Source organism: Brucella rhizosphaerae (genome assembly GCF_002252475.1).
Lineage (GTDB): Bacteria > Pseudomonadota > Alphaproteobacteria > Rhizobiales > Rhizobiaceae > Brucella > Brucella rhizosphaerae.
This window is the reverse complement of the sequence record NZ_NNRK01000026.1, coordinates 33,829-47,909: the sequence shown is the minus strand read 5'-3', so window position 1 is coordinate 47,909 and position 14,081 is coordinate 33,829. Positions and strand designations below refer to the sequence as shown.

Genomic DNA, 14,081 nt, shown 5'->3' with positions numbered 1-14,081 from the left:
TTAAGCATTTCCAGCAAATGTTCGTGGCGGCTTTGCGTAGGATAATGCGTAAAAGAAAATAAGACAGCGCGGTTCCGAGGACTTTGCGTCAACGGGACCGCCCTGATTTCAGATTTGCGGGCGGCGAATGCGGGTTCGCATCAAAGCATAAATGCCGAGCACACCGAGGATGAGGCCAATCGTGGTATAGGTTTCATCCGCTTCTTCAGCGCCTCGCCTCAAAACAAGATCGATCCTGGACAGCTGTAGACCATCCGTATTGCCCTTAACGGCACGGAAGGCATAGGTGCCAGACAAAACCGGATCAATATCTCCTGCACTTTGACGCAGCACACTGCCATCCTGCGGACGGTCTGTATTGATAGAGCTGCTGGTCGAAGCAAAATCGAGACCTTGCGACAACACTGGCACACCATTGCGGCTCACAGCAAGCGTTACAGCCGAACGACGTTCAGCCGGCACATAACCCGGCAATGGCACAGCATCGAGAAAAATACGTACAGGCGCGTCGCTAGCAGAAAGCGGAATTTCCTGCGTAATGAAGCCGCCCTGACGGCTTTCGAGGATCGGCCAACGTCCGATCTCATCACCTGTGAAGTGGCGAACATACCAGGGATAACCAATGGCCAGCCCGAAGCCTCCGACCATCATTGCGATAAAAACAGCACGCATCAGGCTTTGCGCTCCCAGCGACGATCTGTTGTCTGCTGCCAATACGTCAAATCATGGTTCTCCGTCTTGAAAGACTTCCACTGTGCCCTTGCATGATCAAGCTGATCCTGATCATGCCCATCAAACATGACAACCAATCGTTCATAACCATCTGCCTGAGCAAGTGCAGCCCCTTCCACGAGGAAGCGAACCGTCGCCCCATTGGGGTTGGCTTCCGATGTGGTTAGCAGTACCGGCTGCTGTTCAGGATACGGTTCCTTATCAGTTCCGTGTGCGACGAAGGAGGTCTCAGAGAAGGTCCAAAGCAGATTATCGAGCGCATCGCGACGTTCTTCGCTCACAGCCTGGATCGTGACACGCCAGCCGCGTCCAAGCGAACGCTCGACAAGCCCCGGCAGAGCTTCATCCAGCGTCGATTCTGTCAGGTGGTAAAAGAGGATCTCAGCCATGCGCTCTCTTTAAAGCATTTCAAGCAAAAGTACGAAGTGGTTTTGCGTGAAGATAATGCCAAAACAACCGGATAGAAGACTAGTTGTGGCGAAGAAAGTGATTCACCTTCTCGCCACAACATGTTGTTCCTGAATCAGATTCAGCTCTCGAAGTTATCGCGGACAAGACGATCAAGAAGTCGAACGCCATAGCCCGAGGCCCATGACTGGCTGTATTCATTTGTGGGCGAACCCATGGCTGTTCCGGCGACATCGAGATGCGCCCAAGGCGTGTCGCCCACAAAGCGCTTGAGGAACTGCGCGGCTGTGATGGAGCCAGCATAGCGGCCAGAGCTGTTCTTCATGTCGGCAAATTTGGAATCGATCATCTTATCGTACTCCTTGCCAAGTGGCATACGCCACAGCTTTTCACCGGTTGCCTGACCAGCCTCATAAAGCTGATCCGCAAGCTCGTCGTCGTTAGAGAACAGGCCTGCATGATGCGTGCCAAGAGCGACCATGATAGCACCAGTCAATGTGGCGAGATTGATCATGAACTGTGGCTTGAAACGTTCGTTGGTATAATAGAGCGCATCAGCCAGTACGAGACGACCTTCCGCGTCTGTGTTGATCACTTCAATTGTCTGTCCAGACATAGAAGTCACGATGTCGCCCGGACGCTGTGCATTGCCGTCTGGCATGTTTTCAACAAGACCGATCACGCCGATAGCGTTGACCTTGGCCTTGCGGCCCGCAAGTGCGCGCATGAGACCCGTTACGGCCGCAGCACCACCCATATCGCCCTTCATTTCTTCCATGCCGGCAGCTGGTTTGATCGAGATACCGCCCGTATCAAACACCACACCTTTGCCAACGAAAGCCACAGGCTTTTCCTTGGCCTTGGTACCCTGCCACTCCATAATGACAAGACGCGGCGGACGGACCGACCCTTGTGAAACGCCCAGAAGCGAGCCCATGCCCAGCTTCTTCATTTCCTTTTCGCCGAGAACCTCGACCTTTACGCCAAGCTTTTCGAGCTTTTCAGCCTCTTCGGCGAACTCGACTGGCCCAAGAATATTGGCAGGCTCATTGACAAGATCGCGCGCCTTGAGAACACCGTCAGCGACTGCTTCCGCAACTTCGAGCGCTCTTTTTGCACTGTGCACATCTGCGGTGTGAATATTGATCTTGGCGGCGTGCTTAGGCTCGCTGTTTTCTTCATTCTTGCGGGTCTTGTAGCGATTGAACTCGTATGAACGAAGAATCATGCCAAGCGCCACATCGCCTGCTTCATCGCCTGCAATCGTCGTTTCAGGCAAAGCCAGCGTCAGCGTTGCTCGCTCAGCCTTGCCGATTCGCGAAAACGCCGCGCCACCGATCTTGATCCAATCGTCATTGCCAAGTTCACCGGGCTCTCCAACGCCCACCAATACGATCTTGTCTATCCCGCCATTGGAAGTTTCAATCGCTTCTGCAGTTTTGCCCAAAACACCGGAAAATCCAGCGATTTCAGCGATGCGAGCAATCTTTTCGCCTCCGCCAACCGCCTGACCCGCTTCTTCTGCAAAGCCTCCACCCTTGGCAACCAAAACAATGCTTACGCCTTTTTGAGGTGCTGAAAATTCACTAAAAGAAATGGAAGGACGTTTCGACATAACAACTCCAAACAGAGGTCAGACCATGATATGACACGATTGTGTCGCGACTTTTCCTTACTCATGTGAGACGAATATGGCGAAACGGCAAGTCCGCCGCATCATGAAAATCAGTTTTGCGTTAACTTCGGTGACAACTTGCCAAGCTTCGTTTCGGTCCCCACCTATGATCAGCAAAAATTTGTTGCCACAGCCAGTTCTCTCCATCTAGAGAAGCTTGCGCTAGCTTCGGCTGGAAATCTTTAGTAATCTGTTAACCAAATTTCTTCGCCTAATTTTAGCCAAGTGCAGTTAGATTGAACTTTCATTTACGAGCTTGTTTCTTTAGGGACAGGCTCCGTCAACGGAACCGGGATGTAAACTCCGCCTATGAAATTGATTGAGTTGTACATCCTGCGCCGCGTGGCGATCATGTTCTTTGCGGTGCTAGGCGCCGCAGTGGGCATCACGTGGACTGTGCAGGTGCTGCAACGCGTCGACTTTCTCACCACAAGTGGCCAGTCCATTCAGACTATTATCCAGTTCAGTTCGCTTCTGATTCCTTCTGCAATTCCACTGGTCATGCCATTTGCGCTGATCATCGCAATTACGCAGACACTCTCGACGATGAATCAGGATTCCGAGCTCGTCGTTATCAACGCATCCGGTGCGCCGCGTAGTGCGGTCATGCGTCCGATACTCATGCTCGCCGCCATTATCTCGATCGTTTCGTTTCTGGTTGCAAACTATGTCGATCCTTATGCGCGGATGAATATGCGCGCGATGATCGCCAACGCGAGTGCAGATTTGCTCAATGTCGTGGTACAGGAAGGCAGCTTTCGCAAACTCGCAGATAATCTCTATATCCAGATTGCCGAGCGCCGTGCCGATGGCAGTATCGGTGGTCTGTTTATTGCCGATTCCCGCGACCCTTCACTCGACCTGATTTATTATGCAGCTGATGGAAATATCGCGAGCACACCTGCGGGCGACATGTTGCTGATGAAGGATGGCGAAGTTCAGCGTCGCGATGTTTCCGACGGCACTGTTTCGATCATCAAGTTCAATTCCTATGCGTTCGATCTCAGCCAGTTCACATCCGCTGGAGACGATTTCGTTATTTACGCCAAAGATCGCCCGCTTACATATCTGCTCAACCCCGATCCGAATGATCCTATTCTGCAAACGCGACCTTTACGCTATAAAGCTGAATTGCATCGTCGCTTGACTGATTGGCTCTATCCCGTTGTTTTCGCGATGATTGCGCTTGCCTTTGCAGGTGACTCCCGGTCGCATCGTGAAGCGCGCGTATCCGCGTCATTTTCAGCTATCAGCACAGCGTTGCTGGTCTATTGGGCCGGATATTTTTCTGCCGACCGCGCAGATAAGGACGAGACCTATATTCTTGTCATGTATCTGGTCCCGCTGACAGTAATCCTGCTGTCTGGTTATGCCCTTATCACAGGTCAGCGCATCGGAATTCCAGACAAATGGAATGACCGTATGCGTGACGGTTTCAACCGTTTGAGAGACCGTGTATCCAGCACATATAATCGCCTGATTGGAAGATTTCGCGGCGATGCGGGAGGCCACGCATGATCGGTTGGACGCTCGGGCGCTATTTCTTTGCACGTTATGTGCAGATCACATTCTATTTTCTGTTCGGCATCTTTGCGCTGGCGCTTCTTCTCGACTTTACCGAAAATGCTAGCAAGCTCGCAAACCTGCCCGGTTACACTGTTTGGGCTGCACTCGGCCTTTCCGCCATGCGCGTTCCATTCATCATGCAGCAAATGATTCCATTCGTTGCCTTGTTTTCGGCAATGGCGACGCTCATTTCGCTCAATCGTAAATATGAACTGGTCGTTGCACGATCAGTCGGTGTTTCCGCCTGGCAATTCCTGCTGCCTGCCTGTTTCGGCGCACTGCTGTTCGGACTGGCCACGATCTTTATTCTCAATCCTTTTGCCGCTTACGGCTTTTCAAAAGCCGACGAAATCGCTTCCAACTGGAAGAACGGCAAAATGACAGATGTTTCCGCACTGCGTGATCCGTGGTTGCGTCAGAAGACCGATGAAGGCGAGACCATCATCGGCGCTAAAAGCATTCTTGACCGTGGTGCCACCCTCGCCGATGCCACGTTCATCCAGTTCGATGACAAGAAGAAAATCAAAGTCCGTTTTGACGCTCGCACTGCGAAACTCATGGATGGTCATTGGGAACTAACAGACGTCACACGATTCTCGCGTGGTGAGGAACCGCGCAAATTGGAGAGCTTCAACATTCCAACGCAGCTGCGTCCGGAATATGTGGAAGAAAAGCTCGCCTCCCCTGATACAATTCCGTTCACGCAGCTGCGTCACAAGATCCAGGTTGCGCGTTCCTTTGGTTACTCGGCAAACGCTTTTGATATGCAATACCAGTCACTTCTGGCATTGCCTGCATTGCTGATGGCCATGACTCTCATTGCTGCAACAGTGTCCCTGAAATTTGTGCGATTTGGTCAGTCCGGCGCGATGATTCTGGGTGGCGTTGTTGCTGGCTTCATGCTTTATGTCGTTTCAGTGCTGGTGAAGGCATTCGGGAATGCGGGATTCGTTCCTCCATTCGTCGCTGCATGGGTTCCAGTTGTTATTGCAACATTTTTTGGTATCTCCTTTTTGTTGCATAAGGAGGATGGTTAGTGGGTTCGAGTAACGCCCGCATGGTGCTGCCCCATTCAATCTCGCGTCTTGCGCGCGGGTCTGCCTTGGCGTGCGCCCTTGCTATACCTTTCATTTCAGTTGCAATTATCCCTTCGCAGGTTCAAGCGCAGGATGCTCTGGGAGCTAATTACCAGAGCGATCCGAACGCGCGTATGCTCCTGCAGGCGGATGAGCTTGTCTATGATCGCGATGTGAACGTCGTTACCGCTCAGGGTAAAGTTCGCATTGAATATGACGGCAATCGCCTCGTTGCAGATAATGTTACCTACAATCAACAGACCCGCCGCATGACCGCGACCGGGAATGTTGAGATTGTTGAACGCGACGGCAATAAGATTTATTCTGATCATCTCGACGTGACGGATAGCTTCCGCGACGGCTTTGTAAACGGCCTGCGCGTTGAGACGACGGACAATACCCGTTTTGCGGCGGAAAGCGCCGAGCGTAGCAATGGCGAAATCACCACTTTTAACAATGGTGTCTACACAGCTTGCCAGGCGTGCGAAAAAGATCCTGATAAGCCGGTTCTCTGGCAGATCAAAGCTCGCAAGATCATCTGGAACAGCGCGACCAAAACTGTGCGTTTCGAACGTGGCAAGTTTGAGTTGCTCGGTATTCCGCTGGCTTATTTCCCGGCTTTCGAAATGGCTGATCCGACAGTTAAGCGCAAAAGCGGCTTTCTGTTTCCAGGTTTCGCCTACAAGGACGACCTTGGTTTCGGTGTAAAAAACTCGTATTTCTGGGCTCTTGCGCCGAATTACGACCTGACGCTTTCGACAACTGCATATACGAAGCAAGGCTTCCTGACGCAGGCCGAATGGCGTCATCGCCTCGAAAATGGCACATACAATCTTCAGATTGCTGGCATTCACCAGATGAAGCCGGGCGAGTTCGACGTTAATACGACGGATCGCAACGAAGACAATCGTGGCATGATCGCATCGAAGGGTGACTTCGATATCAATTCGCGCTGGAAGTTTGGCTGGGATGTAATGGCCCAGACTGACCGCAATTTCAGCCGCACCTATAACCTTGACGGCTATAATGCATCTACTCAGGTTTCTAAGATTTACCTGACAGGCATCAATAACCGAAACTATTTTGACCTGAATTTCTACCGGTTCAATGTACAGGAATCATTGCTCTCGGACAATGCGGACGAGATGCACTCGAAGCAACCCTGGGTTTTCCCAAGCCTCGATTATTCCTATACTGTGCCTGACCCAGTTTATGGTGGTGAGCTCAATATTACTACCAATGCGCAAGTTCTGTATCGTCAGAACGCGAATTATACAACCAACCCTAATAACGGATCGATTTACTATCCGCGTATTCCGGGCTTCAGCGGCACGAATGCTCGTTTCACGACTGAAGCTGAATGGAAGCGTACATTCATCACGCCATCCGGTTTGGTGATTACGCCGCTTCTGGCTCTGCGCGGCGATGCTATAAGTGCCAATACAAACTTTGATCCGGCAGTAGCTGGCTATACGGATGCTTTGGTTCGGTCGGAAGCATTGCGGGCAATGGCGACGGCAGGTCTTGAGCTGCGCTGGCCGATCCTGTTCTCTACCACCAGTTCGACGCATATTCTTGAGCCAATAGCCCAGATCTATATGCGCAACAACGAACGCTATGCTGGCCAGCTTCCAAATGAAGATGCGCAGAGCTTTGTGTTCGATGCGACCAATCTGTTCTCGCGCGACAAGTTTTCCGGATATGACCGCGTTGAAGGCGGCACGCGTGCCAATCTGGGTGTTCGCTATTCTGGTAACTTTAGCAATAGCGACTGGGGCCTTTATGCTCTTGCTGGGCAATCGTTTCAGCTCGGCGGTGTAAACTCTTTCGGCACAAGCGACTTTGTTAATGTCGGCGCTGATTCAGGCCTTGAAGACGCTCGTTCCGACTATGTGGCCATGATTGGTACATCCAACTCGACTGGCCTCGCGCTTGCTGCGCGTGGACGATTCGACAAGGAAAACCTCGATGTCCGTCGTGGCGAGCTGGAAGTTCAGCAGAGCTGGCAGAAACTGACTGTTTCAGCACAATATGCCTATATCGCTCCGCAGCCTGCCTATGGTTACACAGACCTCAGACAAGAAGTGACTGGCGCTGCAACTGCACGTCTTGATGCAAACTGGCGTGTTTTCGGCTCTGGAACTTATGACCTTGTGTCGGATACGCTGGTTCGCGCATCGTCTGGCCTCGCCTATGATGATGAATGCTTCACTTATTCGATGGCCTACGTTCAGACCCGTAATCCGGGTGATGACAAGGCATCGCACAGCGTAGGTTTCAATATATCGTTCCGAACGCTTGGCGACATCGGCAGCGGCGCCCAAACCTTCTAAACTTAAAAAGAGCGGAAACAGTTGAACTTGTTGCCGCTCTTTCTTTTTAAACGTCAGCATTGTTCCTGATATTCAAACAAAGCTTAGTTTTTGATCGATTTTATTCAGTTAACTGCCTCCCACAAACTCGCAAAATGCTAAAGGGTCATTGTTTCGCCGCTTTGGCTCCTCTATACAGGCATCATAATATGATTGGCTTCTGATACGTCTGGTTCACTTTGAAGGCGTTACTGGACACCAACCTGAAGGAAATCGGGAAGAAAGATGATGTTTGCAAGACCTCTATTCGCCTCCCTGCTAGGCGCTGCCGTATGTGTGACAGCGCTTGGAACGGCTGCGACTCTGAACCCGGCTTTCGCTGCCGGCGGAACGGAGGTCAAGGTCATTGTCTCCGGCAATGCAATCACGAATGGTGATATTCAACGCCGTGCGGCCTTTTTGAAGCTGCAGCGCAAGGGTGGTAATCTCAATCAGGTCGCGCGCGAGGAGCTGACTGAAGAAATGCTGAAACGCGTTGAGATGAAGTCTCGCGGCGTCAACATTTCCGATAAGGAAGTCGATCAGGCCTATGCAGGCTTTGCAACGCGTAACAAGATGAGCGTTGCCCAGCTTAATCAGGTGATGAATCAGGCCGGGATCACTCCGGATCACTTCAAGAAATACATCATGGTCCAAATGGGCTGGGGCCGTCTTGTGAGTGCCCGATTCCGCGCGACAGGTATGGTCAGCGAACAGGATGCCGTTCAGCGCATGCTGAAAGATGGCGGCAAGAAGCCGGTTGCAACCGAATATCATCTTCAGCAGGTGATTTTTGTTGTTCCTAGCTCGAAGCGTTCGCCTGCCCTGCTTGCCAAGCGTCGTCAGGAAGCAAACACACTGCGCTCGCGCTTTCAAAGCTGCGATTCCACCCGTCAGCTGACTAAAGGCATGATCGACGTTACGGTTCGCGATCTTGGCCGTATTATCGAGCAGCAGCTTCCGCCCGAATGGGCGAAGGACGTCAAAGCAATCAGCGCCAACCGCGCAACGCCGCCGCATGACACCGAAAAGGGTGTTGAAATTCTTGCAGTTTGCTCGACCCGTCAGGTGTCGGATGACCGTGTCGCCCAGCTCGTTTTCTCCATGGAAGGCACAGATTCTGAAGCCGGACAGGAAAAGAAGGCGGATGACATGAGCAAGAAATACATTCAGGAACTACGCGAACGGGCGACGATCGTAAATCGCTGAGCATCCTTTCCAGAGCTTGTTTTTGCATTTCCGACGCAAAGATCTTCGTAGTTTTGCTGGAATTGCTCCAGAGCCTTGGCAGCAACAGACTGACCGTATAATTTGAGGGGGCTTTTGCCCCCTTATTTCATCAGCCGAGAAAACAGCTATGCCCATTCAACCGGTTCCTCCGCTCGCCGTTAGCATTGGCGATCCCTCAGGCGTTGGAGCTGACGTTGCTCTTATCACCTGGCTAAGACGCGCAGAGCTTTCTTTGCCCCCATTTCTGATGATCGCTGATCCAACGCAACTGGCCGCCCGCGCACAGCTTCTTGGGCTGAACGTTCCGATTGCCACGATAGAAGCGCCCGCAGAAGCCGTTGATATCTTCAACACCAAACTTCCCGTTTTGCCGCTTGTCAGTACACATAAGGAAAGCCCCGGCAAGCCGCTTCCAGAGAATGCCGCTGGCACCATCGAAGCCATCGAACGCGGCGTTGCGCTTACTCTGAGTGGAGAAACCTCAGCTGTCGTCACATGCCCGATTGCCAAGAAGCCGCTCTATGAAGCAGGCTTCCAGCATCCCGGTCACACCGAATTTCTCGCTGAACTCGCAAGCCGCCATTTGGGACGCACAGTGATTCCGGTGATGATGCTTGCCGGTCCACAACTGCGCGCAGTCCCAGTTACCATTCACATCCCTTTGGCAGACGTGCCGCGTGTATTGACCAGGGATGACATTCTGGAAGTGGCGCATATCACCGCGCAGGAACTGACAGACCGCTTCGGTATCGTGGCTCCTCGCCTCGCAATTTCCGGCCTTAACCCGCATGCCGGTGAAGGCGGTGCGCTTGGCAAGGAAGATGATGCGATTATTCGTCCTGCAGTCGAAGAACTGCGACGTGAAGGCATCAACGCTTGGGGCCCGTTGCCCGCAGACACAATGTTTCATGCCCCTGCTCGCGCAGCTTATGACGTCGCTATTTGCATGTATCACGATCAGGCACTCATTCCCGCGAAAGCGCTCGCCTTTGACGAGACGGTCAACGTCACGCTGGGCCTGCCATTTATCAGAACATCTCCGGATCACGGCACGGCTTTCGACGTCGCTGGGAAAGGCATTGCGCGACCGGATAGCCTTATCGCCTCCATCAGACTGGCGCAGGAACTCGCAGAAAACGAAGCAAGGCGGAAATCATGAGCATAGACAATCTTCCGCCACTGCGTGAGGTGATTGAGCGGCACGATCTGATGCCGAAGAAGTCGCTTGGGCAAAACTTCCTGTTCGACCTTAACCTGACATCCAAGATTGCGCGGCAGGCCGGTAATCTGCAGGATCAACCCGTTATCGAAGTGGGTCCCGGCCCCGGTGGCCTGACGCGTGCTCTTCTCGCTCAGGGCGCCTATGTGACAGCGATTGAACGCGACGAACGTTGTCTTGCAGCACTTGCAGAGATCGAAGTCCATTATCCGGGTCGCTTGCGCATTATTTCCGGCGATGCACTGGAGCAGGATTTCAAGGCGCTTTTTCCTGACGGTCCAAAGCCGCGCATTGTTGCCAACCTGCCTTACAATGTCGGCACACAGCTATTGCTCAACTGGCTTCTGACCGAGCCTTGGCCACCGTTCTATTCATCCATGACACTGATGTTTCAGCGTGAAGTTGCCGAGCGTATTGTAGCAGCGCCAGATAGCGATCATTATGGGCGTCTAGGTGTGCTGGCTGGGTGGCGAACGCATTCGAAAATCGCTTTTGATGTGCCGCCGCAGGCTTTTACGCCGCCGCCAAAAGTGATGTCCTCCGTGGTGCATATTATACCGCGTGAGGAGCCGCTGCCATGCCGTGCTGATGCGCTGGGACAAATTACGCAGGCTGCATTCGGTCAACGCCGCAAAATGCTGCGCCAGAGTCTCAAACCTGTTGGTGGTGCAGCATTGCTGGAAAAGACCGGCATTGATGGCACACGTCGGGCCGAAACATTGAGCGTCGAGGAATTCGTTGCCCTCGCCAATGCTTATCGTCTGGTGTGATTTGTATTGGTGTTGGGGGCGCCTGTGATCGGGGTCGGGTTCATCTGTTTGAAAACCTTGTCCACGTGATCAATTTCCGAACGGAAGCTCGACATGGATGAGCCTGTCAGCTTCTCGCCTGCATTGAGCTGAGCTTTAAGCGGATCAACATAGTGATCGCCAACCTTTAATTCGTAATAGAGGTGTGGGCCTGTCGAATAGCCGGTCGAGCCAACATAGGCGATCACCTCCCCCTGCTTCACATGCTGTCCGATTTTCAGGCCTTTAGCCTCGCCGGATAGGTGGGCATAAGTGGTGCTGTAGCCGCCTTGGTGGCGGATACGGACATACTTGCCATAGCCCTTCTGCGACGAAATCAGCTCTACAGTTCCATCACCCGCCGCGACAATTGGAGAACCAATTGGAGCATCATAATCGACACCATTGTGATGCTTGCGAACGTGCAGTACCGGATGAACGCGCCAGCCGAAGCCATCATTCAGGCGGCCATTGGGCAATGGCTTGTGCATGAGATATTTGGTCATCGAGGAACCATCCTCGTTGAAGTAATCCGCGTTTCCTTCAACCTCGTGTCTGTAAAGGCGCTTGCTCTCGCCGTTCGACGTGAACTCAACAAAGACCAGTTCCGGGTCAGTATCGACGCTTTCCCGAAACAAGAGATCGATTTTGTCGACTCCGTTAGTGCCCTTCTGGAGAGATACGTTGTTTTCAGAAGCGAGCTTCTTCACATCGTCTGCAACAGCGCGCGGCGCCCCCACAGCAATTAGTCGGGACTGAACTGAGCCATCCGTCCGCACGGCGACAGGCTGATGTGATGCCGAGAGCATTGCATCATGGGAAAGGCGAGCAAATAGCCGCTGATTGTCATTGGCGCGGAAAACACCATCATCGGTCCGACCATAGACGGAGTCCGATGCGTTGCCGTGTCTGAAGCGCGCCATAGTGATATGAGCGGGCTTATCAGGCGATTGCTCCAGCAACAAAACCAGATTGTCGCCGGGCACAAGTTCCTTACGCCCGAGCGCTTGCTCGAGATTTTTGGCATCTTCCGCCGCCACGTCTGCCGCCTGCATAAGAACGCCCACCTTCTCGTGCGACTGTGGAGCGAGCACGATTTCATGTGCTGTCTGATGGACAGCGCCAGCTGGCTTCGCAAAGCTCACATTCAGTGGCACGCCTTTCTGATTGGCGATGGCCGATATTTCTGTGACCTGATCAGTGGCACTATCCCCGGATCGTACACTTAGCGAAGGACTATGATCAATCAGGCCTTGAGAACTTCTCTCATTCTCCAGATCAAGAATCACATGCTGATAGGTAAAAAGCGTTGCTTCGCCGTCTTCGTTGCCTTCGGCGATATCGATGCGCTTCGCGATCCGGCGGTTCTCATCGGCATCGCTCGATGGAAGCAATCTGGCTTCCTTCATTGCAGCGTGACTACGAACAAGTGTCGCGGGATCAACCAGAACAGGTTGTGAAGCGTGAACGTGACGTACAAGCCCACCTGTGACCAGCGCAAAAGCACCGCTCGCAATGATTGTCACAGAAGCCAGCGCTATACAGGCACGTCGATGGGTTCTGAAAGAAAAACGTACGCGTTCTAACGGCTTGAGAATACGCAATGGAAGCGGTGCCATCTTCGCATGCGCAGCCGAAATCGCAGCATGTGCGTGATCGGACCGGATCGCAAGATCCGGCGATACAACAACATGAATCTGCTTATCTCTGCGGCTAGTACGAAATACCATGCAGTGGGCGGCCCCAAATTCCATTTGAAATAGAAAAGGGAACAGAAGGCCAGAGCACGGCTAAATTAAGGCTCTGATGGTCTTAATCCACCGGAGAGATGGAGCGGTCACTCAAGATAAATTTATCGGAGCGTGTCGCGGAAGGGTGAGAACTACCTTTCCATCAACGGCTTTCAACCAAAGCGATGCGTCTTAATTGTTGGTTCCAACGCATGTCTCCCAAAACTCGTCCCCGATATTCGGAGACATGCTTTAAGCCTTGGCGCGGCTCCGCCGATGGGCAGAGAGCGAGGACCAAGTATAGATTATCAACCCAACCCAGATCAGCACAAAAGCCACAAGCTGTGCATTTGAGAAGGGCTCATGAAAGACGAAGATCGCGAAGACGAACAGCAATGTCGGCGTGAGGTACTGCATTAAGCCGAGCGTCGTATAGCGCAGAAGCTTGGCGCCGCCCGCGTAAAGAATGAGCGGAATAGCGGTGAATGGGCCTGCCAGCAACAGCAGCCAGATATTCGATACGGATTCCCCTGAGAAGAAATGGTCCTGACCATTGGCCGTCAGCCATAGAACATAGCCAATTGCCGGAACCGACAGGATCACTACTTCCAGCGTAAAGCCTTGCAAAGGAGGCATTGGAAGAGACTTACGGAAAAAGCCATAAAGGCCGAAAGTCAGTGGCAAGACCAGCGACACCCATGGCAAGCCACCGGCATTGAACGTGAGAACAAGAACTGCCGAGAAAGCAAACCCGACAGCAATATATTGAACCTTGGTCAGGCGCTCGCCAAGAAACAGCCCACCAAGCACCACGTTGAACAACGGATTAATGTAATAACCGAGTGCTGCGCCGATAATCTGATCATGAGCAACAGCCCAGACATATACCGACCAGTTGACGGTAATAAGCGCAGCGGTCAATGCGGCCATAGCCAGCATTCGCGGCTTGCGCAAAGCCTCGAGAATAGTTTTGAACTGACCGATGGCAAGGAGCAGAATTGCCGCCACAGGAACCGACCAGATGACACGATGAGCAACAATTTCCAGTGCAGGAAGATGTGACAAAGCCTTGAGATAGAAAGGTAACAGAGCCCAAAGACCATAAGCCCCCATAGCCATCATGAAGCCACGGCTTCCATCCGAAAGTTGGCCTCCGGATAAGGTTTGCTCGGTCATTTCCATCTCCACACTGAATACAATCCCGAAAAAGCGACGGGCTAATTCGAGCTGGTCAGACTGCTATGCGCCCATCAATCCATAAAATCTATTCAATTAAACTGATCAAAGCATCAATGATCGTGAAGAG

At 52.5% G+C, this 14,081-nt stretch carries 11 protein-coding genes; 6 read left to right on the top strand and 5 right to left on the bottom strand.

The genetic code is table 11. The annotated features are described in order from the left end of the window. Nucleotides 1-108: 108 nt before the first annotated feature. From bspB to CEV32_RS09480, 3 genes are all read right to left on the bottom strand, one after another. Nucleotides 109-672, bottom strand: a complete 564-nt coding sequence (bspB, locus tag CEV32_RS09490; protein ID WP_094576595.1) for a type IV secretion system effector BspB — start codon at nt 670-672, stop codon at nt 109-111. Beyond that, nucleotides 672-1,121 (bottom strand): DNA polymerase III subunit chi, encoded by a 450-nt coding sequence (locus CEV32_RS09485; RefSeq protein ID WP_094576593.1) that lies wholly within the window; start codon nt 1,119-1,121, stop codon nt 672-674. The genes bspB and CEV32_RS09485 overlap by 1 nt, the downstream gene beginning before the upstream one ends. Nucleotides 1,122-1,261: 140 nt before the next feature. After that, nucleotides 1,262-2,755, bottom strand: coding sequence for a leucyl aminopeptidase (locus tag CEV32_RS09480; RefSeq protein ID WP_094576591.1), 1,494 nt, complete (start codon nt 2,753-2,755; stop codon nt 1,262-1,264). Between the two features lie 369 nt (nt 2,756-3,124). Here CEV32_RS09480 and lptF point away from each other — a divergent pair, with 369 nt between their 5' ends. The 6 genes from lptF to rsmA all read left to right on the top strand — a co-directional run bounded on the left by lptF (nt 3,125) and on the right by rsmA (nt 11,027). Continuing rightward, on the top strand, nt 3,125-4,333 hold the full coding sequence (gene lptF / locus CEV32_RS09475) for an LPS export ABC transporter permease LptF (protein ID WP_094576589.1): 1,209 nt from the start codon (nt 3,125-3,127) through the stop codon (nt 4,331-4,333). Continuing rightward, nucleotides 4,330-5,418, top strand: a complete 1,089-nt coding sequence (gene lptG / locus CEV32_RS09470) for an LPS export ABC transporter permease LptG (RefSeq protein ID WP_094576587.1) — start codon at nt 4,330-4,332, stop codon at nt 5,416-5,418. The genes lptF and lptG overlap by 4 nt, the downstream gene beginning before the upstream one ends. A gap of 20 nt (nt 5,419-5,438) precedes the next feature. Then, nucleotides 5,439-7,790, top strand: a complete 2,352-nt coding sequence (locus CEV32_RS09465; RefSeq protein WP_094576585.1) for an LPS-assembly protein LptD — start codon at nt 5,439-5,441, stop codon at nt 7,788-7,790. Between the two features lie 264 nt (nt 7,791-8,054). Then, entirely contained in the window at nt 8,055-9,017 is a 963-nt protein-coding gene (locus CEV32_RS09460; RefSeq protein ID WP_094576583.1) for a SurA N-terminal domain-containing protein, read from the top strand. A 148-nt stretch (nt 9,018-9,165) separates the two neighbouring features. Further along, on the top strand, nt 9,166-10,197 hold the full coding sequence (gene pdxA / locus CEV32_RS09455; RefSeq protein ID WP_094576581.1) for a 4-hydroxythreonine-4-phosphate dehydrogenase PdxA: 1,032 nt from the start codon (nt 9,166-9,168) through the stop codon (nt 10,195-10,197). Continuing rightward, nucleotides 10,194-11,027: a 16S rRNA (adenine(1518)-N(6)/adenine(1519)-N(6))-dimethyltransferase RsmA gene (gene rsmA, locus CEV32_RS09450; protein ID WP_094576579.1), complete on the top strand. Its 834-nt coding sequence runs from the start codon at nt 10,194-10,196 to the stop codon at nt 11,025-11,027. The genes pdxA and rsmA overlap by 4 nt, the downstream gene beginning before the upstream one ends. Here the strand turns inward: rsmA and CEV32_RS24045 are convergent. Continuing rightward, nucleotides 11,012-12,775, bottom strand: a complete 1,764-nt coding sequence (locus tag CEV32_RS24045) for a M23 family metallopeptidase (RefSeq protein WP_094576577.1) — start codon at nt 12,773-12,775, stop codon at nt 11,012-11,014. The two genes, rsmA and CEV32_RS24045, sit on opposite strands and share 16 nt — an antisense overlap. A 252-nt stretch (nt 12,776-13,027) precedes the next feature. Next, nucleotides 13,028-13,951 carry an EamA family transporter RarD gene (gene rarD / locus CEV32_RS09440; RefSeq protein WP_094576575.1) on the bottom strand — a complete coding sequence of 308 codons (924 nt, stop codon included), beginning with the start codon at nt 13,949-13,951 and terminating at the stop codon, nt 13,028-13,030. Nucleotides 13,952-14,081: the final 130 nt, after the last annotated feature.

What these genes read in the sequence shown, in the direction of transcription:
- bspB (WP_094576595.1), bottom strand. Translation starts at nt 672, where the DNA reads ATGCGTGCTGTTTTTATCGCAATGATGGTCGGAGGCTTCGGGCTGGCC.
- CEV32_RS09485 (WP_094576593.1), bottom strand. Translation starts at nt 1,121, where the DNA reads ATGGCTGAGATCCTCTTTTACCACCTGACAGAATCGACGCTGGATGAA.
- CEV32_RS09480 (WP_094576591.1), bottom strand. Translation starts at nt 2,755, where the DNA reads ATGTCGAAACGTCCTTCCATTTCTTTTAGTGAATTTTCAGCACCTCAA.
- lptF (WP_094576589.1), top strand. Translation starts at nt 3,125, where the DNA reads ATGAAATTGATTGAGTTGTACATCCTGCGCCGCGTGGCGATCATGTTC.
- lptG (WP_094576587.1), top strand. Translation starts at nt 4,330, where the DNA reads ATGATCGGTTGGACGCTCGGGCGCTATTTCTTTGCACGTTATGTGCAG.
- CEV32_RS09465 (WP_094576585.1), top strand. Translation starts at nt 5,439, where the DNA reads ATGGTGCTGCCCCATTCAATCTCGCGTCTTGCGCGCGGGTCTGCCTTG.
- CEV32_RS09460 (WP_094576583.1), top strand. Translation starts at nt 8,055, where the DNA reads ATGATGTTTGCAAGACCTCTATTCGCCTCCCTGCTAGGCGCTGCCGTA.
- pdxA (WP_094576581.1), top strand. Translation starts at nt 9,166, where the DNA reads ATGCCCATTCAACCGGTTCCTCCGCTCGCCGTTAGCATTGGCGATCCC.
- rsmA (WP_094576579.1), top strand. Translation starts at nt 10,194, where the DNA reads ATGAGCATAGACAATCTTCCGCCACTGCGTGAGGTGATTGAGCGGCAC.
- CEV32_RS24045 (WP_094576577.1), bottom strand. Translation starts at nt 12,775, where the DNA reads ATGGTATTTCGTACTAGCCGCAGAGATAAGCAGATTCATGTTGTTGTA.
- rarD (WP_094576575.1), bottom strand. Translation starts at nt 13,951, where the DNA reads ATGACCGAGCAAACCTTATCCGGAGGCCAACTTTCGGATGGAAGCCGT.